Genomic DNA, 26,343 nt, shown 5'->3' on the forward strand with positions numbered 1-26,343 from the left:
TTTGCTGAACAAATGGTTTTCCAACATGAACTCTGGGTCAAACCCGGCATATGTATCGACTGTTCGTTTCCAATACGGTAGTTCTCCTTTCTTGATCGGCTTAATACTACAATCCATATGTATAAAAAACAAGCGGTTTCCTTTTAAGAGGGGATCGCTTATTTACATCATGATGATTATGATTTTGCTAACCAGATCAATATATTACATTTGTATTACATATTGTGTAACTTTAGTGCACGAACGACAAAATTCGTCATTATTTTTAGCGATTCAGGACGTGGAAGTTACTTCTTTTCCTTAGTACAATAAATCAAAATAACAACTGGTGAGAAGAAAGGTAACAAATAAGCAGGGATTATGGATAGGGGGACAGGCTGTGGTCGTATACACACTACGTAGATTGATACAAATGATTCCGGCACTGCTTGGTATTGTCGTCATTACGTTCATGATCTCAAGAGTGCTTCCGGGTGATCCTGCCGTGATGCTTGCGGGGGAACAGGCTACACCCGAGACGATTGAAAATATCCGCACCAGTATGGGACTGGATCAACCGAAGTACATTCAATTCTTTCATTATGTAGTTGGATTGTTCCATGGTGACCTCGGTCAGGCGTATCACACCGGACAGTCAGTGGCAAGCGACTTTGCGACCCGGTTCCCGGCAACCATTGAGTTGGCGCTGGCAAGCTTGGTGATTGCCATTCTGGTGGCAATTCCGATTGGTATCCTGGCGGCGACCCGCAAAGAATCCATTGTTGACCACATTTCGCGTGTATTTTCCTTGATCGGTGCATGTATGCCCATTTTCTGGATTGGACTGTTATTCATTTATATTTTTTATGCAAAATGGGGCATAGCTCCTGCACCAATGGGGCGAATAAGCGGTGATATCAATCCGCCCACACATATAACGGGATTTTATGTACTTGATAGTTTGATGACGGGAGATTTTGTAGCTTTAAAAAGCAGCTTATCCCACTTGCTCCTGCCTGCAATCTGCCTCAGCACAGGCACTATGGCGATTGTGGCCCGGATGATGCGTTCCAGCATGTTGGAGGTCATTGGTCAGGATTTTGTCCGCACAGCCAGAGCCAAAGGTCTGCGCGAAGGCATTGTCATTTATAAGCACGCGCTCATTAATGCTTTTATTCCAACACTTACTGTACTTGGTTTACAGGTTGGGTACCTGATTGGTGGAGCGGTCATTACCGAAACCATATTTACCTGGCCAGGAGTGGGCAGTTATGTGACGGACTCTATTTTGGCGGCTGACTATGCACCGATCCAAGCATTTACCCTCGTAAGTGCACTGATTTATAGCTTTATCAATCTCGGGGTCGATCTGGTTTATGGATTGATTGACCCGCGTATCCGGTATGAGTGATAACAACAAAAAAGTAGGGGGAGGTACTCGGATGAGCACTGCAAGTGATTTGGTGGCAAAAGCGGCTGTACCTCAGCCCAATACAGCCGCTATATCGAAACGCAAGACCTTTTGGCGATTACTTTTCGGCAATAAACTCGCATTAATCGGCTTTATCTTTATCGTTGGGTGGACGCTCATTGCCATCCTTTCGTCATGGATCGTTCCATACGATCCTTACGTAACTGACCCGGCGAACAAGTTATTGCCGCCCAGTGCAGAGCATTGGTTTGGAACCGATAATTACGGACGCGACATACTTAGCCGAGTTATTTATGGGGCGCGAATCAGTATTTGGACAGGGATGATCGCGGTGTCGATCTCATTTATCATCGGCGTACCGCTCGGAGCCATCGCAGGTTTCTATGGCGGTCGATTGGGCAGCATTATTATGCGCTGTATGGATATACTGTTGGCTTTCCCGTCGCTGGTGCTCGCTATGGCCATTGCGGCAGCTATGGGACCGGGATTGATGAGTGCCCTCATCGCCGTGGGCATTGTGGGTATACCTGAATTCGCCAGACTGATTCATGGACAAACCATCTCTCTTCGGGAGAAGGAATTTGTGGAGGCCAGCCGGGCAATCGGGGTAACGAATGGAACGATTCTGTTTCGCCACATTTTGCCGAATGCACTTGCTCCATTGCTAGTAAATGCAACGCTTGGAATGGGCTTTGCCATTCTGACCTCAGCTAGTCTCAGCTTCCTGGGGCTCGGTGTCAAACCTCCAATTGCTGAATGGGGAGCCATGATTTCAGAAGGGCGAGCGTATATCATTTCCGGTGAGTGGTGGATTGTGACCTTCCCGGGTCTTGGAATTGCCACAGCTATTTTGGGCTTCAATTTGCTTGGAGACGGTTTACGGGACGTTCTTGACCCTAGACTGCGTTCCAGCAAATAAAAATAAATAGATCAAAGGGGAGAACGTAAGCCATGTTGAAAAAAGGTCTTTCTCTAATTGTTGTCTTGTCTATACTGCTTTGGACGGCAGGTTGCGCCAGCAATGCCAACAACCCGTCCGCTTCATCTGGAGAGAAAGGCGCAAATGCCTCATCCCCACCAAAGGCGATTACAGTTGCTTATTCGGAGGGAGGATCTACTATGGACCCTGCCGAAGCGAGTGATCTTACATCGGACACCCTTGTGCTTGCGCTCTATGATCAGCTTGTGACCTATGGCAAGAAGTCTACGGATCGTGGCGAAGTAGCAGATACGGAAGCAATTAAGCCCATGCTGGCTGAAAAATGGGAAGTTTCTGCTGATAACATGACTTATACATTGCACTTGCGTAAAGACGTTAAATTCCAAAGCGGCAATCCGCTGACTGCCAATTCCGTATTGTATTCCTTTGAGCGGCTTAAAAATTCCGATTCCGGTAGCTTCCTGTATGGTATGAGCTCCATTAAAACCGCTACAGCACCGGATGAACACACCGTTGTCGTTACACTAACCCAACCCAATCATATGTTCCTGCAAATTCTGTCCTTGTACAACTTCTCCATCGTGGATGACGTGCTTGTCAAAGAAAATGGCGATGGCGACTATCTGAAAACACATGCGGCAGGTTCAGGTCCATTCAAGCTTGAAAAATGGGACCCTGCGACAGAAGCTGTCTTTAATGCCAATGCCAGCTACTGGCAAGGAGCGCCAAATGTGAGCAAAGTTACGATGAAGTTTACGAAGGAAGCTTCCAACCGTGTGCTCCTGCTGGATAAAGGTGATGTCGATATGGCGATTGAGATTCCAGCAAAGGATGTTTCGAAGCTGGAAAGCAACACCGATCTGAAAGTTCAATCCAACGCGAGTAACCGGATTTTGTATTTTGCCATGAACAACAAGATCAAACCATTTAATGATCCAAAAGTGCGTCAAGCCATTGCTTATGCCATTCCTTATGAGCAATTAATCGACGATGTTATGTACGGTCAAGCGAAACAGATGAAGAGTTCCGTAGCGAGCAACACGCCTGGCTACACGGATGCGGGTTACAGCTATAAGCACGATCTGGATAAAGCAAAACAACTGCTTACAGAAGCAGGTTACCCTAATGGGTTTAGTTTTGATCTGACATTGGGCTCTGGATTTCAGGATTGGGCAGATGATGCCGTCTTGATTCAAGCTGAACTGGCCAAAATCGGCGTGAAAATGAACGTTGTCAATGTTGCTCGGGCACAGTTCCTTGAGCAACAACGAGAAGGCAACCTGACAGCTTACATTTCCAAATGGACTTCCTTCGTTAACGACCCTGGTTATCATCTGGGATTCTTGATGTACAGCGGTGGTTCCTCGAACTATATTCATTATGCTAATGCCGAAGTGGATAAGTTGTGGGAACAAGCAGGTAAAGAACAAGATGACAACAAACGAAAAGAACTGTATGGCAAAGCGCAAGAGCTTATCAATCAAGATTCTCCATGGGCGTACCTGTATGAATACAACCGGGTTGTCGGCATGAGCAAAGATATCACGGGATATGTGTATTATCCAGATGAAGTCATTCGATTCTATTCATTGAAAAAAGAGTAGGCTGTTCATCTGATCTGGGTGGATGGTGAAGGGCTTCGAGGGTTAAACGAAAATCGTGAGGGGCTGAATTGAAATGACAGATTGGAAAACGTTAGTTCTTGATGAAATAGATAAACGGCAGGATGAACTGCTTGAGCTATGCTCGCGGTTAATTCAATTTCCTTCGGAAAATCCTCCAGGGGATTCACGCGAAATAAGTCAGTTCATTATAGACTATCTCAAAGAAGCTGGTATCGAAACAACTGTGCATGAAGCCGGACCGAATATGTGGAACCTCATTTCCAATTATGGTGCTAAGACAACGGATGGAAAAAGACTGATTTTCTGTGGACATACAGACGTTGTACCGGCAGGGGATCTTACCCGCTGGGATTATGACCCGTTCTGTGGTGAAATTCGTGACGGCTATCTGCTTGGACGCGGCGCTTCGGATATGAAAGCCGGACTGGGCGGATTAATATTTACCGTTGCACTGTTTTCCAAGCTTGGCGTACCGCTCGAAGGGGCGCTGTCGCTGCTAGTAGTTCCAGACGAAGAAACCGGGGGACATCTGGGTGTGCCTTGGGTGCTGGAAAGAAAGCTGATTGAAGGCACGGCTGCTGTAATCGCAGAGCCTTCAGGTCCGCAGAACCCGACCATTGGGCAGAAAGGAAGCTGCTGGTTTGAATTTACCGTTGAAGGTACTCCAGGGCACGGCAGTCTACAGCCGATTGCAGGCGAAAGTGCTATTTTGAAGGCGGCAAGAGGGATTGAAGCACTTCAGCAACTATGGGACATCAAGCCGAACATTCCAGAAGAAGTTCAAGAAATCATTGAAATCTCCAAGCGTTATGCAAGTGAACGGGAAAATCCAAGCTATGGGCAAGCATTTGATCATGTAACAGTGAACATTGGTACGATCCAAGGCGGTACCAAAGTTAATGTGGTTGCCGACCGCTGCACAGTACAAGTGGATTCCCGTGTTCCCTTTGGCGTAGATTACCGGGACGTACTGGCGAAAGCAAAGGAATTGCTCGCAAGCGTAGGCATTGATTCTGAACCGAAGCAGTTCGGATTTTATGGCAATGCCAACTGGACCCCGCCGACCGAGCCGATTGTACACGACCTCGTGGAATCGATTGCTGAGGTTAGCGGTAAAGAAGCTTATGGCGTGTTGCAATGGGCAACCAGCGATGCACGTGCGTTCCGCAAATATAACATTCCGGTATTACAATACGGACCTGCCGAGCTACGGACCATTCATAACTTTAATGAAAAGGCTCCAGTGTGGCAGATCATTCAATCTGCAAAAGTATACGCCTTGACGGCGCTTAAATATTTGAAAACCACACCAAAAGAAGCAAAAGGGGAACTGCTGCATGATGAAACAAGTATTTGAAGTCTATGATCTTTTGGACAGCCCGTCCGCTAGCGGGGCAGAAGTGAAAGCTTACTTGGAGCAGTTAGGTCAAGCGGAGATCACGGTATCAACTGTACCAGGGGATAAGGGCTCTACGGATTTTATTAAAATTGTCATTCCCGGTAAACAGGGGCGTATTCAGGGAGGGAATTCGCCAACACTTGGCGTAGTTGGCCGTCTTGGCGGGCTCGGAGCCAGACCAGAAATGATCGGATTCGTATCCGACGGTGATGGAGCGGCAGCTGCTATTGCGGCGGCGGCCAAGCTTTTGGCTATGCAGTCCAAAGGAGATGTACTTGATGGAGATGTGATCATTTGTACACATATTTGTCCGGATGCGCCCACTCAGCCCCATGATCCGGTTCCATTCATGGATTCACCTGTAGATATTTTGACGATGAACCAATATGAGGTGACTTCGGAAATGGAAGCGATCCTGTCCATTGATACGACCAAAGGCAATCGCGTCATTAATCATAAAGGCATCGCTATTTCCCCGACAGTACGTGAAGGCTACGTGCTACGCATTAGTGAAGATCTCGTCGATATTGTTCAGACTGTAACGGGCGAGCCGTGTGTCACTTTTGCTGTAACGACGCAGGATATCACGCCTTATGGCAATGATCTGTATCACATTAACAGCATTTTGCAGCCAGCCGTGGCAACTTCCGCTCCGGTGGTTGGCGTTGCCATCACGGCCGCTGCACCTGTCCCAGGCAGTGCAACAGGTGCCAGCCATGAAAGCGATATTGCGCTGGCGGCCAAGTTGGCTGTAGAAACAGCCAAAGCTTATGGACGTGGGCAGTGCTCATTTTATTCCGAAAAGGAGTTTCAACATATTACTAAATTGTACGGTACGATGAAGCATCTGCAAACGTTGGGCAAGTCGGAATAAGGCGATCGCCCCTAAGCTGAAGAATATGAGGACTCAATGATGGATAAGGAGGAAGAGGCATGGCACAACTGCTTGAAGTAACCAATCTCCGGACAGAGTTCAAGACTGCGGCCGGGACCATTCGCGCAGTGGACGGCGTCGATCTGTCGGTTGGCAAAGGGGAAACACTCGGAATCGTTGGCGAATCCGGGTGTGGCAAGAGCATTACCTCTCTTTCCATTATGCAGCTCCTCCCCAAAGGACTTGGGAACATAGCCACTGGTGAAGTACGGTTTAACGGTGAGAACATGCTGGATTTTTCAGAACGGAAAATGCGTTCGATTCGTGGTAATGAGATGGCTATGATTTTTCAGGAGCCAATGACTTCGCTAAATCCCGTGTTCAAAATCGGCAAGCAGATTGCGGAGTCTGCCAGATACCATCACGGTGTAAGTAAACAGAAGGCAAAAGACATGGCCGTAGAGATGCTGGAGAAGGTTGGTATTCCGCGTCCTGAGAAGGTAGCCGTTTCTTACCCACATGAGCTCTCGGGCGGCATGCGCCAGCGTGTGATGATCGCAATGGCGATGATTTGCAATCCGAAGCTGCTGATTGCAGATGAGCCGACGACTGCACTTGATGTAACCATCCAGGCACAGATCCTCGACTTGATGCGTGAACTGCAGAAGTCCGAAGGAACTTCCATTCTAATGATCACCCATGACCTTGGTGTCGTTGCTGAAATGTGTGATCGAGTCGTAATTATGTATGCTGGACAAGTAGTAGAGGAGACGGATGTTAAAACGCTTTTCAAAGATCCCAAGCATCCGTATACACAAAGTCTGTTAGCCTCATTGCCACAATTGAACAGTGATCAGGAGCGCCTGGCTTCCATTCCGGGTCAGGTTCCCAATCCGCTCGATATGCCCAAAGGCTGCCGTTTTGCACCACGCTGTCAGTTTGCCAAGGAAATTTGCCGAGCAGAGGCCCCAGAGCTTGTGGAAGTGGAGCTTGGACACAAAAGCCGCTGCTTGTTACAGCAGGAGGGATATCATGAGTACACTGCTTGAAATCCGTAATTTAAAAAAACACTATCCGATCAAAAGAGGACTCTTCGCCAAACAAGTGGGAGCAGTCAAAGCGGTGGATGGTATCAACTTGACTGTACAGCAGGGTGAAACTCTGGCAATCGTAGGGGAATCCGGCTGCGGCAAATCCACCACCGGGCGAGCCATTCTCCGATTAATTGAGCCAACCGATGGAGAGATTTTGTTTAATGGCACGGATATTCGGAAGCTGGATACAGAGCAGCTGCGCAAATTCAGAACAGATATGCAGATGGTATTTCAAGACCCGTTTGCTTCGCTTGATCCCAGGTGGACGGTACAGCAGGTGCTGGAAGAACCGCTCATCACGCATGAGAAATTGAGCAAAGAACAGCTCAAGGCACGTGTGGACGAGTTGCTTGAAGTGGTCGGCTTATCTCCTTATCATGCTTATCGTTACCCGCATGAGTTCTCGGGCGGCCAACGGCAGCGGATCGGCATCGCACGCGCACTTGCGCTTCATCCCAAATTTATCGTGTGTGATGAGCCAGTCTCGGCCCTCGATGTGTCGATTCAGGCGCAAGTCCTCAACCTGATGAAGGACCTGCAAAAACAATATGACCTGACGTATATGTTCATTTCGCATGATCTGTCGGTCGTCAAATTTATCAGCGACCGCGTGGGTGTAATGTACCTGGGCAAGCTGGTCGAACTCGCACCAACCCAAGAGGTGTTCAGGGAGCCGCTGCATCCATATACAAAGGCGTTAATGTCTGCGGTACCTGTAGCTGATCCGGAAGCGGAACGGGAACGGATCGTACTCAAAGGCGATGTACCCAGCCCAGAAAATCCGCCAAGCGGCTGTGCGTTCCATAACCGCTGCCCGGCAGCTATGGATATGTGCAGCAAGCTGCAGCCGATCTTGGCCGAAGCTGCACCAGGTCGGCAGGTAGCCTGTCACTTATATTCAGCTTCTGCTGCGGAACAAGCGATAGCAGGACAGACAAAGGCCAACTGAAAAAGGCACCAATAGATCTCTTAGTCGGCATCAAGCCTGAATCCGTTTCGAACGGATTCAGGCTTTTTTAATACGTATAGTTGCGCTGTACACACGTACATATTTTTCTAAGAGACCCATTTTAAGATGAAGTATAAGGGATGGATATTCAACACCTGTAAATCAAGCATACAATATGCAGGGATACAACATTGCGCTCAATCAATGAAAGCGTTTTAATTTGAGTATAAAAGCACACAAGAGGTCTAAGGGAGGACATACCAATGCTAAAAGTAAAGGCGCTTAGATGTGAACATTTAAACAATCCGCTTGGACTGGGTTGCCTAAAGCCGCGACTAAGCTGGCAAATTGAATCTGACAACATATACGTTTTCCAAAAACGCTTCCAATTGCAAGTATCCATAAACCCTACTTTTGAACCGCTGATCTGGAATCATTTTTCCTATTCGGAGCAATCCATTTTGTTTCCCTATGAAGGTCTTCCACTGCAATCCGGACAACGATATTATTACCGGGTAAAAGTATGGGCTCAGGGAGCGGATGACACCGAACCGGAGGAATCGGACTGGAGTGAGTTTGGCTTTTGGGAAATGGGGCTGCTTTCTGAGCAGGACTGGAAGGCACAATGGATTACAGTGCAGGAGCGAAGCCTCCATGAAAAGTTTCAGACGAGAGCCCCTTTTGCTGCTTCCAAGTGTTTTTCAGTTGAGGGAAAAGTGAAAAAAGCAGTCATTTATGCCACAAGCCTTGGTCTATATGAGCTGGAGCTAAATGGACAAAGAGTAGGCGATGCCTACTTTACCCCGGGATGGACAGATTATAACGATCGTGTCCAGGTGCAAGCCTATGATGTGACTTCTACCATTCGAGAACAACATAATCGCATCACAGCCACGGTAGGAGAAGGCTGGTACAGCGGCTATCTAGGCTGGCAAAAGCGCAAGGATACCTATGGGAACACGAATGCTTTGCTATTTCAAATGAAGATTAGCTATGAAGATGGCCGTTCAGAACTCATTTGCTCAGATTCTTCCTGGGAGGAAACGAGCTGTGCCATTTTGATGTCGGACATTTATAACGGCGAAATCTATGATGCCCGACTGGAGCAGCAGGCAGGCGAGCATCGCTCCTTGAATGAACGGAAAAAGATGCAGGTCGTCCCGTTTCCGTTAAGTCATCTGGTTGCTCAGGAGAACGAGCCTGTCCGTGTAATGAACCGATTAAAGCCTGTTGAACTGATTCAAACGCCTAAAGGCGAGCTGGTCCTTAACTTGGGCCAAAATATGGTAGGCTGGCTGGAATTTAAGGTTCAAGCTCCTGAAGGTACGGTTCTAAATCTGGTTCATGGCGAAGTGCTGGATCAGCAAGGGAACTTTTACCGAGATAACATTCGGGATGCAGCGCAGCAGATTACGTACATTTGCAGCGGCAAGGGAACAGAGACATTTAGGCCGCATTTCACTTTTCAAGGCTTCCAATATGTGAAGCTTGAGGGCTTTCCGGCTGGCGTAGCGATTGATGATTTTACAGGCGTTGTTTTGCATTCAGATATGGAGACAATTGGCTTATTTGAGACATCCGACCCAAAGCTGAACCAACTCCAGCACAATATTGTGTGGGGGCAAAAGGGGAACTTCCTGGATGTGCCAACCGATTGCCCGCAGCGTGATGAGCGATTAGGCTGGACCGGCGATGCACAGATTTTTGCCAGAACGGCCAGCTTCAATATGAATAGTGCTTCCTTCTTCCGAAAGTGGCTGAAAGATTTGGCTTACAACCAGTTGGAGAATGGGGCTGTGCCTTTTGTCGTGCCGGACGTCCTCAAAGGAACCTTTGCAGATAATATGGACAAAACGACGGCAGCATGGGGGGACGCGGCGGTTATATGTCCGTGGACGATTTATCAATGTTATGGGGATAAGCAGATATTGGCTCAGCAGTATGACAGTATGAAAGCATGGGTCGATTATATCCGTGCCCAGGGGACTGAGGAGCATCTGTGGGACAGTGGTTTGCAGCTGGGAGACTGGTTGGCGCTGGATAGCGAGGAAGGAAGCTATTTTGGGGCGACCGATGGAACGCTGGTAGCGACTGCATACTTTGCGTATTCGACTCATATTTTGGCGCAAACGGCTAAACTGCTGAATCGCTATACGGATTACAACACCTATCAAAGACTGCATGAAGGGATTAAAGCCGCTTTTGCGAACCGTTATTTTGATGACGCTGACAAACTGACTTCGAATACCCAAACTGCACAGGTTGTGGCTTTGCACTTCGGATTGGTACCAGAAAGGTATAAAAAGCAAGTGATTCAGGAGCTCGTACGGCTGATAGAAAAAAATGATATGCATCTGGATACCGGCTTTGTAGGCACACCCTATCTATGCCTGGTTTTATCCGACAATGGCTATACAGATGTAGCTTATAAAATTTTATTCCAGAAAGATTATCCTTCTTGGCTCTATCAAGTTGAACGTGGGGCCACGACCATGTGGGAGCATTGGGACAGCATCAAAGTGGACGGCTCTTTCTGGAGCACTGATATGAACTCGTTCAATCACTATTCGTACGGTTCAGTTGGAGACTTTATGTACCAAAATATTGCCGGAATCGACGTGCTTGAAGCGGGCTATAAAAAATCTCGTTTAGCACCCAAACCGCCTGTTAATCTTACTTTGGCCCATGGCAAGCTGGAGACACCATATGGTGCGCTTGCTGTCCATTGGAAAATCGTGAATGAAGAAATGCAGATGACGGTTCACGTACCGCATAATACGACGGCTGAGATTACGCTTCCAGGCGTTATGGAGCCGGATACACTACAACAGACCATTACCACACAATACCCGTCCATTCAGTATCCGCCTGGTAATGTGCCACAAGAGCTGGCCGGAAAATTAGGTTCTACCGGAGAACAGGAGATTTTTCAAAAGAGTGGAGAGCATGGATTGACGTTTACCGCCGGGTCTGGACAGTACACGTTCCAATACAAATACAACCAGAGACTAAATAACATAGACTAGAGGTGAGAAGCTTGATGAATGTTAAAAACAAAATATGGTTTAAAACGGCGTTGCTGTCTATTTCCTTAGTCCTGACATCAGCGAGTGCCATCTCAGCGGTCATCCCGATGATGCTGAACCAATTACCGGGAGTCTCCAGTTCGCTGATTGAAAGTGTAGTTACGATCCCGTCCTTCTCAATGATGCTGTTTGTGCTGCTCAGTGGTCCGATCTCTTCCCGCTTGGGTAAAAAAAATACAGTCCTGCTAGGACTTTTGCTCGTGGTCATAGGAGGAATACTTCCTATGCTCACTACGAACATTACATGGATTCTCGCGTTGCGTTTGGTGTTAGGTGCAGGCCTGGGGATGTTCAATTCGCTGGCTGTCAGTTTAATTAGCGATTTTTTTGAAGGGGACGAACGGGCTCAATTGGTAGGCTTTCAAAGCGCTGTACAAGGGCTCGGAAGCAGCCTGGCTACCTTTGTGGCAGGACAGCTTGCCCTAATCGACTGGCCATTTGCCTTTTTATGCTATGCGATCACGATTCCGATTGCACTGTTATTCTTTTTTATCATTCCTGAACCAGAGCGCGAGGAGCCTGCAGTGAGCTCGACAGGAACGGGTCACAGAGGTGGGGGAATATCTCTACCTGTACTTGGATTAGGAGCTGCACTTTTCCTGTTTATGACTTTTATTATGATTGTGTATACCAAAACAGGCATTATGATTGCTGAGAAGAGTATGCCTAATGCAGGATTTTTAGGGACCGCTTTAACGCTGTTCTCCTTGTCAACTATGATTGCAGGCTTCTTGTTTGGTAGAATATATAAATGGTTCAGAAATTACGCTCCTGTTATCTCCAGTCTATTAACAGCAACAGGTTTTGTCCTGCTCTGGTTTGCTCAGAATGTGACGATGGTTACGGTTGCCATGCTGATTATTGGCTTTAGCTTTGCGCTGTTTATTCCCTATATTTTTACCATACTAACTAAAATTGTACCTAAGGGCAGTGAGACGATATCTATTTCTTTTGCAATGGTAGGCTCCAATTTGGGAGCGTTTGCTTCGCCTTATGTCATCAAGTTAGTTGGGGTGTTGTCTGGGAATGAAACTGCCTCATTTTCCTTTCTCGTTTCAGCGATTGTATTTATGATTGCTGCGCTCCTCTGTCTGGGAATCGCTATTAGAGGAAAGGAAAGCAAAACACAGACGGCAATTCACAGTTAATGGAGTCTGAAGGAGGAGTCTGTGTTTATGAACCTGCATGAGTTGGATCAGTTGCTGAGAAGTAAAACTGAAATTGAGCTTCTGCAACAACAAAGCAATCAGGTGATTAATGATCTCTCCAAAGAATCGGAGAATGAGCGATTTTTTGATATGAATCTGAATATGTATCGAATGCCCGCTTTATTCTTTTTCGGAGAACATGATATTTATATTAGCAAGCATAACAGGTTTGCTCCGATGCTAGAGCACATGCATGAATTTATTGAATTAAACTATGTTTATTCAGGTAAATGCAACCAAATTATAGCAGGCAAAGAGATTCAGCTTTGTGAAGGTCAAGTGTGTGTTTTGGATAAGGATGTGCCGCACAGCATCTCTCCTTTGGGAGAAAACGATATACTGATTAATATCCTGCTGCAAAGAGAAACGATCTCGTCCCTCTTTCTACAGCGGCTATCCAAGAAAAAAAGTTTGATCGGCGAATTTCTCGCCAATTCAGTCCTTCAGCATCAGCACCATAATCACTTTATTATTTTTGAGTCACAGCATAATGAGAACCTTCAGTATATATTGCGTAGAATCTTAATCGAATATTTTTCCAGGCAAGAGGACTCTATGGAGTTGGTCAAGGCTTATTTGCCAATTGTATTTGGAGAATTGGTCCGTGTATTGGAGAGCGAGCATAATATTCATGTAAACCAGCAGGAAAATCATATTACCTCTATTCTGAATTACATGGAAGAGCATTATCAGCATTTAAGCCTACAGCAATTATCTAACCATTTTAATTACAATAGCACGTATTTAAGTAACAAGTTAAAAAAAGTAACGGGTCTTACTTACACTGAGCTGATTGCTAACATTAAGCTTAATGCCGCCTATTCTTTGGTTGTGAATACCAACCTGCCGTTCGAAATGATCTTTAAGCAGGTCGGATATAACAGCATGAGTTTTTTCTATAAAAAATTTAAAACCGCGTATGGTGCCACCCCGCAGAATATCCGAAACAAACAAATGAGGAACTAAAGAATACACAAGGACGTCCAATTTGAATTGGGCGTCTATATGTTATAATAACGGCAAATTCATAAGCTAGTAATGTAAAGGGGGGATATCCTTGGAAACGATACTAAGACGGAACTGGCCGGAGTGGAACGGAACATTGCAGAGACGAACCGGGGGCTGGAACAATACGACGTATTTTGTTAAGAGTGGTGGGCGAAGCGGGGTGCTGCGTGTCTACGATACACACAGGGATCGGGACAAAATTGAATTTGAGCATGCGGTTTTGCAGGCGCTGAGCGAGCATTCTCTATCCTTCAGGGTTCCAATGCCAATTCGAACGATTACAGGAGAGACACTTGCACAGGTTGAGAAGGATAGTGGCAAATATGTGTGTCTATTCGAATACATAGAAGGTATATCACCCTTGGAGCAGGATGCAGGCTATGCCTATTCTTTTGGCGAGGCTGCTGGTGAATTATCTGCTGTGCTTGCAACACTTAAACTTGATATGACCCCAGTCTATCGTCCATATTATGCTTTGCAGCAATCTTATCCATTATGTAACTGGGAAACGGTGCAGGGTTTCTGTTTCAACCCACCGGAGCCTCTAAAGGATTTGCATGAAGAGTTACGCCTGATAGGAAAAGTAAATGAAGAGATTACAGATTCACTTCAAGCATTGGAAGAGTTGCCGCATCAGCTTGTACATGGAGATTTGAACGCTTCTAATTTATTGGTAAAAAGCTCTAATCCTAGTCAGGTCGCTGCACTACTTGATTTTGAATTTTGCACGCTAGACGTTCGGGTGATGGAACCGGCGGTCATCTTGTCAGGATTTTTGGGGCAACCGGAAGAGACAACAGCTGTTCGTGATTTTTGCCGAGGCTTCAGCCGCCAGGTTCGTTTGAGCCGCCCCGAGATTGATGCTTTGCCTGTGTTAATGCTGCTTAGAAAGGTAGACGTATTTCTTCATTTTGTGAGTCGCTTTCTGGTAGGAACAGATCAGTCACACGTGCTGCAAGAACAGATCCAACAGATTGCGGCTGACTTGCTCCAACTGTCTACCAGTAGTAGCTGGATTCAGGAGGAGTTGGCCCAAGCTGGAACAATGTATGAATAAACGAGCTACATGCCGTGTTATGTTATAATTTCTGGAATAACAGAAATGAAGTCTATTGAATTAAACTCGGAGCAGGAGGAGCAGATGAATAGTTGGTTAACGAACGCGTTACGACCGTACTTTGGGCTGGAGACGCTAGAAGAACATTGGGACGTAGTAGAAATTAAAGAAGGATATTTTATTTGTATGGATGGAGATGTTATTCGCAAGCGAATTTCTTCCAAAGAGGATGCTTATGGAGAAACTGATGTAGAGATTTTTACTCGTGATCGGGCAGTTGTTCTGCCTAAAACGGCTCGTGGCAAAGAGAAAAAACTGAATTATACAAGTGTTTCGAGCATCTCAGCAGAAGGTGTGTCCTTTTCAACAGGCATTCGAAGAGATCGTCCTATTAGTTATGTTACTGCTGTGAATAGCAAAACTGGCGTGAGATTGCCCATCACTGGATGTGAGCATTTACATAGTAAAGAAGAAATCATCGATTGGCTTCAACGTTACCCATCACTTGTGCCTAACGACTATGATCGTAAGCTGGATCGATTAAAGCATATGAAAAACCAGCGCTATAAAACCATCCCGGGAGACATCTTTCGTGTGGAAATAGACCTTTTTACAGATGGGTATGTACTGGTCGTCGGTGATTTGCGTCAAATGCAAAAGGATCAGTTGTTTGCAAAAGAGAGCATATGGAACAGTGTCATGACGATGCCTTTATTCGTACGTCCGTATTTGTGCACAAGTCGTGACCGTTCAATAACTTTGGAATCCATCACAGCCGCCCCGTTATCGGATACAACCTGGATTGTCATGGATGATTCCTTTATGCGAGGATCCTACGAGTGGATAGGGCATAAAGCATTGGTAGAAGAGGATATTGTGTTTCCGATGGGTTACGGCATTAGCACGGATAGCAGTAAAGAAAGAATATATAGGCTGTCCTGGGGAACGGGCACGATTTCCAAGCCGGAAGGGGAGACAGTGTTCAAGTCTTCGCGGAAATTTTTAAATAACGGTGTGTATTCAGGTATCATTCCGGACTGTTTTGGTCCTTGGGAAGAGCGCGAGTGGCACCAAACGCTGGATAATCCGTTCTATCGGGAGGAGCATCGAAAAGTACTGGCCGAATTCGGATTCCCGGAAGACATTTCGTACGATGAGTTCAACCGCCAAACGGGAGGCCTGACGCGTTCGGAATATCTCGCATATTTGACAAGAATCTATAGCGGAAAAAGAAAGATGAAATGATAAGGTTATACATCCTTTTAGGAGGGGCCAATGAAATATCTTAAAGATTGTCCGGAACCAGGCATGGGAACCTGGTATTTTGAAGTAGACTCAGACGGCGTAGCCTATCGGCAAATTGTGATCCAAGATGACGGTACTTTTATTGCTTCTAATCGTAAGCACGAGCAATATCATTTCTTGTTAGCAGAGAAAGCGATTGATGATACAGAGCCCTATTATACGAAAATTACAAAAAAAGAGTTTGAAGGAATCTGGTCCAGCAATCTTCACACCTCCAACAAGGAATGGCATCAAGTCAAAACCGCACTGCCGGTTGGGACTAAGGTAACTGGATATATTGAAGCCTTTTTTCCACACGGAACACTTATTCATATTTTCCAGCACAATGCAGTCGGATTGGCAGACACCCATTCATATGCGGAAAAGACCCCAGCTGAGTGGATGTATCCGAGGCATGAGATCACGGCGATTGTCCAAAGCTACGACGAGCTGAATCAGTGGGTGATTTTAGAGCAAATGCAGGTTTTCGAAAATCAGTTCACAGGTTGAAAGATAGATATCGGAATACAAGGGGGAGAATGGATATGCATACGTTAACGGTTGATGAGCTGGTGGATCAGGACAACCATGCATGGGAAGAGGTCAGAAACATTCTGCAAGAAGGGAATAATCCATATCGCATTGTACCGGCAGAATCGGAATCTGCTAGGGGAGATTCGCTCTACCGTTTGCAAGTGAGTACAAAATCGTACTTGGGAACGGTTGCCTATGAAACAGGAGGGATCATATTTGACCACGGATGGATCACCTTACTGGGTGCAGGTGGGCCTGAAATTTACGGTAGTTTGGCTTCGTGGAACGGGCTGCAAGAGCCAGCGAGCGTTCCTGCACTTGGGGGAATGCTGATTGTGGCCTATGATGCAGCAGGTGGCTTCTTTGGATTGGATACAGGGAAGTTTGGACGTAGCGGTCATATCTACTATTTTGCACCGGATGCATTGGAGTGGGAATCCACTGAGCTGGCCTATTCCGGTTTCTTGAGCTGGTTGGCTGAGGGAGATTTGGGCTTGTTCTACCAGACATTCCGTTGGAATGGTTGGCAGTCGGATATGGAGCAACTTCAGCCAGGAGAGGTATTTGCTTATTATCCGCCGCTATGGACTCAGGAAGGTGGCGGAGAGACCAGCGACAAATCACCTATAGCCATAACAGAAGCGTGGCAGGCGGTGACGGATCGGGAATAGCCGCGAGTGGGGAGGGGGACATAAGATCATGAATCATTCCATTCAATCCAAACTGATGCAGCTGAATGAAATACTTTCTCAAAATAACATTGACCATTACTACATTTATGATTATACAAGTCGCCCCAAGCTGGTACTAGCAGGGAGCTTTGACTTTAGCTATTATCACAACATAGAGATCACTTTTTACGAGGTCTCATTTCTTTCCTGTCCGGGCGGTGTATTTCCAATTGAATGCTTTAGACTGGCTAATGACAAGGAATTGGAAATGTTAAAAACCGTCTCTTACGGATTTCATGAGGGGCCTGTGATTTGTATGGAGGATAAAACGTTCGGCACTCGATTTTTTATTGCTGCTGAAAGCTTGGATTACGAGCTCAAGACCGTTTTTTACTATAAACGTGAGAACCTTCAACCTCATGAAAGTGTGGCTGAATGGGTTGAAAAAGATGGAGAAGGTTGAAAAAGGTAGCAACAACAACTTTTAGAGACGTCAAGGCAGGGAGGTTGGTTATTATGTGGAGTATTCATTTTGAGCAACAGTTTGTAAAATGCCCGGAAGCAACTGGTGAACAAATCGGGGATTTTTTGAGCACATGGAACATCAAGCTATCGGAGCAGGAGATTCACGAAATCCAACAAAGACAAGTGAACCCTTTCCCGAAATCGTCTCCATTTTATGATCAATATAAACCGCTAGATCCTGTGGGCTGGCATCTGCCCCAAGAACAATTTCCTGATAGTTACATAGAATTACTGAAATACTCTAATGGCGGGGAATTTCAAAATGGAGAACGTTATTTTCAATTTTTCAATACCGAGGATTTGAGAGAAATGAACCTCGCCTACGAGATGCCAGAGTATATGCCGGGTGCCGTGTCGTTTGCGATGGATGGTAGTGGAAATCACTATATGTTTGATATGAGAGAGGAAAAAAGAAACAACGAATATCCCATTCTTTTTGCTCATTCTGGTAGCTTGGGATATGACGAATGTGAACAGGTTGCCCATTCATTTATAGAGCTGTGTACGGAAAAATGGGCTTTATATTGATAGGTGCATGATTCTGCCCAATATATAGCAATAGCGAGAAGTCTATTGAATTTGAGACTTCTCGCTATTATGTCGTATGCTCACGTCCTTATAGCTGAATTTGAGCTAGTTGTTCAAGCAACGAATCGACGGCCTCGGAATTCTTGCACCAAGCTATCTTATATATGTGGTGGCCTGATTGCCAGCGTAATCTTCAAGCACAATCTTTAGCGAGCTGGTACGAGACGTAGGGGTAAAAGTGAGTTCACTTAATTTTGTTCTTCCCCGGACAATGTAAGGAAACTTTTTTGATACATAAGTTACACCAAATAGTTTGGGCACATCGTTTTCGTATACATATAAATAATGCCAGTCCTTCAAGGTGGGGAGAGCAAGCGTATAGGTTGATCCGGTGACCGTCACATTTCCTTTTGCATAAGGCTCTATCATCGTGTCTGCGAGCTTCCCGGTATAGGCTACAGGTTCATGATTGCCAATGGCGATACGTAGGGTGTAGCGATCACCGTTTGTGGGCAGATCGGTAAACGTAGCTGTTTCAGCGCCATTGTCCGCCGTAATGGTTTTCTGGAATACGGTGTCCGTATAGTCGGTGATTAAGGTCAATTTAACTGTTCCGTCCGCTTTAGAGGGATTTTTCCACGTTACTGTGGCATCCCCGTTTTCTTTCGTCTCCACCTTAATGTGACTGACGGCAGCATTCAGATCGTAGCTTAATCGAGCCGGTTCGCTTTCCGTTCCATCAGCCCCAACTGCGGTAAGCATTAACTCACCAGTTTTATGGTTCAGGGATTTGATATAGTAGGTTGAGTCATAAATTCCGCCGATATAGGAGCCGTTCTCATACAGATTGTATTGTTTAACTTTGGAATAATCCTCAAGGTCCCAGGCTACGAGCATTTCGTTCGTATCGGTCACTGCCTTGGTGATTTTAAATCCTGTCGGCGCGGCTGGTTTCCGGGCAGAACCGTCTGTTATCTTGATTTGGCCGATATTTATCTGATAGTTTTTGATTGTTTTATTCGCATTATCAAAAGATAAACCGAAAGCTGCAATCGTTTTTCCTTGATAGGGGCTCAAGTCCAAATTGCGGCTAACCCAGCCCGTGGTTTGTTTACCAGAGTTAGGGATACTGACTTTTACGACTTGGCCGGGGTTATCCTTGAACATAAGTCCGATGCTCAGTACTGAGCTGTCATCAGAGGACGGCTTATTGTATGTGATGGATAAGTTTGAATTTTGATTAATCGACAGATCCGTTTTATACAGTCGTAAAAAGTTATCTGAATTCAGCTCTCCGTTCACGACGAGGGAACTGCCGCCCTGATAAGCACCGATAGGCTGATAGGTAAACCGAGTGCCTTTGGTATAATTCGGACCATAGTCATAGTCAACCGAGAGCGGTTTACCTTTGGTATCGATCCACCATTGCCAGGTCACTGGAATATCCTGAATATTAATGTTGGACCATTCCTTCGGATTGGAGATGGTTCCATTCGCAACATACTGCAAGCCATGTCCGGTATTGAAGCTGGTATTGAAATGGGGGCCACGGATGACAGAACGTTCAGCGATATATGCTGCGATACCGTCCCAGTTTGCGCCTGAAGCTTTTACATCAGACAAATCTACACTTGAGTTTCTTTGTGCACGGACGGGATTCTGATTCGGACCGGACCACCAGACACGGTCGCGGATAAAGGTCATCCATTGATAGGCATTGTCAGCTCTGCGATTGGTGTCCTGCCCGCCAAGCTCTTCATCCAGCGCATTATGTGTGAAATCGGCTCCCAACGTTGCGATACTGTTCATCGGCTGCCCGTTATCACCAATGTTCAGACGAAGGTCGTATTTTTGCTTCCATCTGCCGAAGTCACCGTTCCCGCCCTCAATCCCGGCAAAAACGGTTTTAAGAGGGTCCAGACCCAATTGCTTCGCATGGTCACGGGAGCTTTTCAGCTTCGCTTTGTCCCACCAATAATTCAGAAAAATAGAATCGGACACCTGTCCGTATTGCTTGTCTTTGACAAACGGGCTGTTCACGGCATTAAACTCATTTTGATAAGCAATTTTACCGGTTTCATTTACGGTGGAGTCGTACCATTGCACATACATGCTTTGATCTCGCAAGTATTTCATGAACTGCTTGTACCGGGGGATATCCTCTGTAGCTACCCCTTTTGAAGCTTCCTCCTGGTTGATGAAGTAGCCGTCATAGCCATAATATTTCGCCATTTCGATCAATTTTTTGGCTACCGGAAATTCTCCCTGAGCATCCTGTACAAGCATTTGCTTATACGTTTGCGGTCCACGGTCATTATCCGAGAAGAAAATACAGGCGATGGAGAGAACGCCGTTTTTGTGTGCAGCATTCGTATAACCCGGATTTGGGATGTTCAGAATGCCAAACTCAAACCACTTTTCCGTCCAATCCTTTTGGGGATCGTATAGCTCTTCGGGGACATGGGCGGTAGGCATGCCATGCCAGTAGCCGTAATAGTCGGTATACTGCCAATAGTTAAACAAGTATTGACTGAATTTATTGGTATAGGGATAACTATCAAAGAAAGCGTTACCATAATCGCCGCTGAGTGTAAACATTTGCGTGTCAGGGCTTAAAGCAGGCTGAGCCTGTGTAGCTGCAAAGGGCCTATTTCGTTGTTGTAGTGGGACACGGGCGCGAAGCATATCTCCATAGACATCCTGGGTAGGAGTCCAGTCCAAAATATGAGAGCTGGCGTATCCGTGCTGATAAGGCTGATTCGGCCCTTTTGCGCTTTCTCCTTTATAGGGGAGGGTATCGCCTGCATAAACGGATGGTGAAAGGATTTGGCTTAACAGGACAGAAGTCAAAACCAGAGCAGTCCATTTTAAAGCAAACGGGTGAACCTTATTACGTTTCATAGCTCATCCTCCTAACGAGTATTTATCCCCCTAAAGATAATCAATAAAACGGTTTTTACATAGAGGATAAATTAAAGATATAGCGTTTAAATTAAAGAAAATCGCGTTTTTCATGAATGCGCTTACTTATCTCCTGCGAAGGACATGGTATACTTTATTTACGCATCACGATTCTGGAGGGCTTATACCATGAAAAGGGGTACTAGATACACTGCTTATTTTAAAAACAACATGTTCCTGAGGTTACTAGTGTTGTTCTCCTGTATTGCGATTTTGTCCATCATTACAATTGCATATGTCACGTATGTATCCATTTCGCAATCCATTGTTCGGCGGGAACTGGACACCCAGAAAGCAGCTATGGAAAGTGTTGACCGCTATATCCATCTCCGGCATGAATCCGTCCAGAACATGGTGCGAGATATGTACCGGAATGAGGTTCTCTCAATGAATGTTTCCTTTTTTATGGACCACGCGTATTCCGATTATGTACAGCACCGCATGGACGAAATGTACATGGAGAGTCATGATTACTCAACAGATGTACTCACCTATTTTAAAAATTGGCTGGATGAAAATAGCGATATCAGCAATTTGATATTGTACAGTGCCGACCAGCAATATCTTTCTACCTTCAATGAGAGCAAGCAATTCAAGCAATTCCCGGTACATGCGGCGCGTTCCTTTATACCGGATGTGATGGCTGCCGAAAATAAAAGCGTCTCTGCTCCGAATTACTGGATTCGGAAGGCGGTCGATCAGTGGAGCCCCTCGTTATATTCATTACAAGTCCCCATTAACAATAAGCAAACACTTAAAAATACCGGTCAGCTACTGGTGTTTCTAAATTCCAAAAGCATCTCCAATGCACTTGCCAGCTACGGGAACAACCTGAAGGGCGAAATTATCGTTCTGTCCACCCAGGGAACGGTTCTGTTCGATTCAAGAAATAACTATTATGGGAAAACGTACCCTTATGTCGAAGTGACCCGATCATTATATGATGATGTGGACTCCGATGCCGGGATCATTCAGACGAAGCAAAATATGTATATTAATAAGCTGATTTCTCCGGATGAAGGTTATGTCGTGATTGGCGCTGTCCCTAATGAGGAAATGGCAGAAGCATACCGGGGTATCCGTAATACGATTTTGACAATCAGTGTGGTTTGTATTCTATTTGCTGTGCTGTTCCCTGCCTTTTTCGTCATTAACTTTGCCAAACGAACGAATCGGATTATTAAATTCACCCGTCAGGTGAAAAATGGTGATCTCACGGCCCGCATCCATGATCCCCAAGAGGATGAGCTGGGACAAATCTCTCGAAGCTTCAACGATATGCTAAACGAACTTAATCTATATATTGAACGGGTATATAAGGCAGAGATCAAGCAAAAACAAACAGAGCTTGTGGCCTTACAGGCACGTATTCACCCACATTTTTTGTATAACACGCTTGAAGTGATACGTATGAGGGCGATTTCTCAGGGGGCCAAGGATGTAGGAGAAATGATCTACAGTTTATCCGTGTTGTTCAAAAGCCTGGTTCAGCAAAAAAAAATATACACGCTTAAAGATGAATTGGAGGCTTGCAGATTATATCTTGAGCTGTTCAGAATACGCTACAAGGAAAGGTTCAATTACACGATTACGGTCGACCCCGAGTTGTATCCTCGCTCTGTCATGAAGCTGATGCTTCAACCCATCATTGAAAATTATATTGTTCATGGTATCCAAAGCGAACGGAATGATAATGTGCTGACCATTGATGTACGGGAAACGGGGGAGGACCTGCTAGTTGAGATCCGTGACAATGGGAAGGGCATTGAAGGGGAGCGTTTGAAAAAGATTCTGGAGGAACTGGAACGCCAGGAGGAAAACGGACAAATGTTTGGACTACGCAGTGTGCACACCCGACTTCGTTTTTTACACGGAGCCGAATACGGGCTTGAGCTAGAGAGCCGCAGTGGAGAGGGAACGACGATTCGGGTACGATGCCCCAACAGAGAAGGGATGGATGCCATATATGTATAAAGTATTTATTGTAGACGATGAGCCTTTTATCATTGAAGGATTATACGATATTGTGGATTGGACCTCTTTTGGGCTAGAAATTGTCGGACATGCGGAAAATGGCTCTTTGGCGCTGGAAGCGCTGGCGTCCAGGCCCGTGGACGTACTTATTACGGACATTTCTATGCCAACGATGGATGGTCTTAGGCTGATTGATGAGGCGAGAAAGCTGCATGCTGACTTGAAGACGATTATTTTGAGCGGATTTAATGAATTTGATTACTTGAAGGAAGGCATGAAGCTGGGCATTGAAAATTACCTTTTGAAGCCGATTAATGTGGAGGAACTGGAATCCACTTTGTGCAATACAACGGAGAAGCTGGACAGGTCGCGGTTGGATCAACAATATGAGACGCTCGGGGTGCAGGTTCTTAAGGAAAATATGTTGTACCGTTGGCTGACAGGACAGATTGCACCTACAGAATTTCAGGAACGCGCTGAATTGATAGGTTTTTCGTTAAATATCCCCTTTATGGGGGTAGCCGTGTTGCGGACAGAAGGGAATCTGGCGGGAATGCATCAACAGTTAAGGCAGTACATTCAACACCAGCCCGATCTAACATTGTTTCGCGATGTTGATGAGGTCAGTGTAATCATTGCCGCACTACCAAATTATGATGAGAGCAGACAGGACTTGATAACGCTGCTGGAGGATTTTTCTGTTCAGTGGTCAACAGAAGGGGATGAAACGGTTTATATCGGGATAGGTAGTGTCGGTTCGCTTGCTGCAGCTCCACGCAGCTATAACGAAGCTAAAAAATCTTTGGAATATTTTATGATATATGATGACCGCCGAATCATTGACTATACGATGCTGGAGGAGGACAAGGACAACGCTGGCCAGACTTGTTCCATCGACTGGAAGGATTATGCGAAGCTGATTATAGCAAGAGACCTCGATGTGCTGACCGCACGGATTCAGAGTGATTTTGAGCAGTTTCAGCATCTTGAAAGGGTTACCCCGAATGAATTGCGGAATATGGCACTGGAACTGGTGATCCGGTTTAAGATGGAACTGGAGAGCATCAAGCATTCCAATGAGTCGGAGCGGTTTCAGCAGGGGTTGCACCAGATAAAATACTGTACAACATGGGCAGAGCTGGTGAGCGCGCTTCAGGATGTGGCGACAGAGACGGTGAATTCACTACTGCAAGATATGAAAAATCCTATTGTGAGCCAGGTGCTGTCCTATATCCATGTTCATTATGCCAAGGAGCTATCATTAAAAATATTAGGATACCAGTACAACCTTCATCCCGTTTATCTCGGTCAGTTGTTTCATAAGGAAACGGGCGAAACCTTTGCTGAATATATCAATCAATATCGAATCAAAAAAGCCAAGGAACAGCTTAAAAACACCAATCTCAAGGTTAACGAAATTGCGCGGAACGTGGGATATTGGGAGACGGGATATTTTTATAAGCAGTTCAGAAAATATGTGGGCATTTCCCCGACAGATTATAAAGGATTGGGATAAATACCAGGTGTGCATGGATTTCTTTAATTTGTACCTTGGTTTATTAAGTTTATCTTCTTTATGAAAGTGCTTACATTAGTTAAGGTTAACGTAGTTGCTTCATCAATGAGGATTTCACAAAATCCTGAAACAGAAATGAATGAAACGACAGGGTCAGATTCCATTTCATAAGGGAGGATCATTCATGGGTAAAAGCAAAAGAAGCTGCTCGCTTGTTCTAGTGATGTGTATGGTGTTGATGCTCATTCTCAGTGCATGTGGAGGAAGCAGCGGTGGCGGGGAGACAACGAATGGAGGAGCGGAAAAGCCGGTAGAGCTGATCTGGTATACCATTGGTACACCTCAAAAAGATGTAGATCGGGTGATGGAAGAGGTTAGCAAGTACACCCAAAAGAAAATCAATGCCACGGTCAAAATGAAAATGGTCGATTGGGGCGATTACCCGCAAAAAATGCAGGTGAATGTGGCTTCGGGAGAGCCAATGGATATAGTATTTACGGCCTCTGGTGGCTTTGATTATGTACAAAATGCCAGAAAGGGCGCATTCATGGAGCTGGACGACTTGCTTGACAAGTACGGTCAGGATCTGCAAAAGACGATTAATCCTGCGTTTCTGGAGGGCTCCAAGGTGGATGGTCATCATTATGGCATTCCTGCCAACAAGGAGCTTCCACAGCAAGAGGTATGGCGATTCAATAAAAAATTGCTGACCCAATATAAGCTGGATCTTTCCAATGTCCGCTCGCTGGATAGCCTGGAGCCACTGCTCAAAACGATTAAAGAAAACGAGCCCGGCGTAACGGCATTCGGCATGGACAAAAACTATGTTCCCTATGTTCCATATGACTATATCATTCAAAACCTGCCGATGGCTGTCAAACTGGATACTACGGACTATAAAATCGTAAACATCTTGGAAACGTCTGAAATGAAGCAGGCGCTGACGACGATGCATAAGTATTACAAGGCCGGATATGTATCACCGGAAGCTGCAACTACAGGCTCGACTAATGATTTAACTACGTCTGGAAACTGGTTTCTGGATCGTGCGCAAACTCAACCCCTGGCCGATAATCTATGGTCTGCCAGCTACGGCTATCCAGTGATATCGACACCTGCCAGTGATCCAATTGTGACCAATACGTCTGTACAGGGCTCCATTATGGCAATCTCGGCTAACTCGGCAAACCCTGAAAAGGCGATGCAGTTCCTAAACCTGCTGAATACAGATCCGGTATTACGTAACATGGTTGATTCCGGGATTGAAGGAGTGCATTACAAAAAAACAAATGGCCAATATATCGAAAATCTGGCTGATTCCAAAAACTATGACATGCCTTCATATTCACTCGGCAACAATATGCTGCTGTATCTGAATCCGAATGATCCCGCTGACAAATGGGAGCAATTCAAGAAGTTCAACTCGGAAGGAAAAAACTCTCCCATCCTGAGTTTCAACTTTGACAGCAGTAAAGTATCTACGGAGATGGCAGCGGTGCAGAACGTCAAAGAGCAATTTTGGGCTTCGCTAATGACAGGCACGCTGGACCCGGAAACGAATCTCCCGAAAGTAATTGAGAAATTCAAGCAGGCTGGGCTGGATAAGGTGATGGCGGAAGCGCAATCCCAGCTTGATGCCTGGAAGGCACAAAACAGCAAATAATCCTTTAGATTGCGAAATATAAGCGAGATCGGGCGG

General features: G+C 45.7%; 20 protein-coding genes. 19 read left to right on the top strand and 1 reads right to left on the bottom strand.

Going from position 1 to position 26,343, the window contains the following annotated elements; translation table 11 throughout:
• Positions 1-379: 379 nt before the first annotated feature.
• The 16 genes from ABEW32_RS10630 (at position 380) to ABEW32_RS10705 (ending at position 18,193) form a co-directional block, all read left to right on the top strand.
• Positions 380-1,390, top strand: coding sequence for an ABC transporter permease (locus tag ABEW32_RS10630; RefSeq protein ID WP_430187406.1), 1,011 nt, complete (start codon positions 380-382; stop codon positions 1,388-1,390).
• Between the two features lie 31 nt (positions 1,391-1,421).
• The gene (locus tag ABEW32_RS10635; RefSeq protein ID WP_430187409.1) at positions 1,422-2,330 is read left to right on the top strand and encodes an ABC transporter permease; all 909 of its coding nucleotides are present in this window, start codon (positions 1,422-1,424) and stop codon (positions 2,328-2,330) included.
• A gap of 32 nt (positions 2,331-2,362) precedes the next feature.
• Entirely contained in the window at positions 2,363-3,955 is a 1,593-nt protein-coding gene (locus ABEW32_RS10640; RefSeq protein WP_430187411.1) for an ABC transporter substrate-binding protein, read from the top strand.
• A 73-nt stretch (positions 3,956-4,028) separates the two neighbouring features.
• Positions 4,029-5,333, top strand: coding sequence for a M20 family metallopeptidase (locus tag ABEW32_RS10645; RefSeq protein WP_430187413.1), 1,305 nt, complete (start codon positions 4,029-4,031; stop codon positions 5,331-5,333).
• A complete protein-coding gene (locus tag ABEW32_RS10650) occupies positions 5,314-6,249 on the top strand; it encodes a DUF1177 domain-containing protein (RefSeq protein WP_430187415.1) in 936 nt (311 codons plus the stop codon). The genes ABEW32_RS10645 and ABEW32_RS10650 overlap by 20 nt, the downstream gene beginning before the upstream one ends.
• Positions 6,250-6,308: 59 nt before the next feature.
• Positions 6,309-7,298 (top strand): ABC transporter ATP-binding protein, encoded by a 990-nt coding sequence (locus ABEW32_RS10655; RefSeq protein ID WP_430187417.1) that lies wholly within the window; start codon positions 6,309-6,311, stop codon positions 7,296-7,298.
• On the top strand, positions 7,282-8,292 hold the full coding sequence (locus ABEW32_RS10660; protein WP_430187420.1) for an ABC transporter ATP-binding protein: 1,011 nt from the start codon (positions 7,282-7,284) through the stop codon (positions 8,290-8,292). The genes ABEW32_RS10655 and ABEW32_RS10660 overlap by 17 nt, the downstream gene beginning before the upstream one ends.
• Before the next feature lie 263 nt (positions 8,293-8,555).
• Positions 8,556-11,318 carry a family 78 glycoside hydrolase catalytic domain gene (locus tag ABEW32_RS10665; protein WP_430187423.1) on the top strand — a complete coding sequence of 921 codons (2,763 nt, stop codon included), beginning with the start codon at positions 8,556-8,558 and terminating at the stop codon, positions 11,316-11,318.
• 14 nt (positions 11,319-11,332) lie between these two features.
• The gene (locus ABEW32_RS10670) at positions 11,333-12,526 is read left to right on the top strand and encodes an MFS transporter (RefSeq protein WP_430187426.1); all 1,194 of its coding nucleotides are present in this window, start codon (positions 11,333-11,335) and stop codon (positions 12,524-12,526) included.
• Positions 12,527-12,553: 27 nt separating this feature from the next.
• Positions 12,554-13,552 (top strand): AraC family transcriptional regulator, encoded by a 999-nt coding sequence (locus tag ABEW32_RS10675; RefSeq protein WP_430187429.1) that lies wholly within the window; start codon positions 12,554-12,556, stop codon positions 13,550-13,552.
• A gap of 91 nt (positions 13,553-13,643) precedes the next feature.
• Positions 13,644-14,651, top strand: a complete 1,008-nt coding sequence (locus tag ABEW32_RS10680) for a phosphotransferase (protein WP_430187432.1) — start codon at positions 13,644-13,646, stop codon at positions 14,649-14,651.
• Between the two features lie 84 nt (positions 14,652-14,735).
• Positions 14,736-15,896, top strand: coding sequence for an immunity 26/phosphotriesterase HocA family protein (locus tag ABEW32_RS10685; protein ID WP_430187435.1), 1,161 nt, complete (start codon positions 14,736-14,738; stop codon positions 15,894-15,896).
• Positions 15,897-15,926: 30 nt separating this feature from the next.
• On the top strand, positions 15,927-16,445 hold the full coding sequence (locus tag ABEW32_RS10690) for a hypothetical protein (protein ID WP_430187438.1): 519 nt from the start codon (positions 15,927-15,929) through the stop codon (positions 16,443-16,445).
• A 35-nt stretch (positions 16,446-16,480) separates the two neighbouring features.
• Entirely contained in the window at positions 16,481-17,140 is a 660-nt protein-coding gene (locus tag ABEW32_RS10695) for a DUF2625 domain-containing protein (protein ID WP_430187441.1), read from the top strand.
• Between the two features lie 28 nt (positions 17,141-17,168).
• On the top strand, positions 17,169-17,603 hold the full coding sequence (locus ABEW32_RS10700) for a hypothetical protein (protein WP_430187444.1): 435 nt from the start codon (positions 17,169-17,171) through the stop codon (positions 17,601-17,603).
• Positions 17,604-17,656: 53 nt separating this feature from the next.
• Positions 17,657-18,193 (top strand): SMI1/KNR4 family protein, encoded by a 537-nt coding sequence (locus tag ABEW32_RS10705; RefSeq protein WP_430187446.1) that lies wholly within the window; start codon positions 17,657-17,659, stop codon positions 18,191-18,193.
• A 153-nt stretch (positions 18,194-18,346) separates the two neighbouring features.
• On the opposite strand, the gene ABEW32_RS10710 is transcribed toward ABEW32_RS10705, so the two are convergent.
• Positions 18,347-21,094: an endo-beta-N-acetylglucosaminidase gene (locus ABEW32_RS10710; protein WP_430187449.1), complete on the bottom strand. Its 2,748-nt coding sequence runs from the start codon at positions 21,092-21,094 to the stop codon at positions 18,347-18,349.
• Positions 21,095-21,283: 189 nt separating this feature from the next.
• Here ABEW32_RS10710 and ABEW32_RS10715 point away from each other — a divergent pair, with 189 nt between their 5' ends.
• The 3 genes from ABEW32_RS10715 to ABEW32_RS10725 all read left to right on the top strand — a co-directional run bounded on the left by ABEW32_RS10715 (position 21,284) and on the right by ABEW32_RS10725 (position 26,307).
• A complete protein-coding gene (locus tag ABEW32_RS10715; RefSeq protein WP_430187452.1) occupies positions 21,284-23,128 on the top strand; it encodes a sensor histidine kinase in 1,845 nt (614 codons plus the stop codon).
• Positions 23,121-24,644 (top strand): response regulator, encoded by a 1,524-nt coding sequence (locus ABEW32_RS10720; RefSeq protein WP_430187455.1) that lies wholly within the window; start codon positions 23,121-23,123, stop codon positions 24,642-24,644. The genes ABEW32_RS10715 and ABEW32_RS10720 overlap by 8 nt, the downstream gene beginning before the upstream one ends.
• Before the next feature lie 184 nt (positions 24,645-24,828).
• Positions 24,829-26,307, top strand: a complete 1,479-nt coding sequence (locus tag ABEW32_RS10725) for an ABC transporter substrate-binding protein (RefSeq protein WP_430187457.1) — start codon at positions 24,829-24,831, stop codon at positions 26,305-26,307.
• Positions 26,308-26,343: the final 36 nt, after the last annotated feature.

The sequence above is a fragment of the Paenibacillus jamilae genome, assembly GCF_050482105.1.
Classification (GTDB): Bacteria; Bacillota; Bacilli; order Paenibacillales; family Paenibacillaceae; genus Paenibacillus; species Paenibacillus jamilae_B.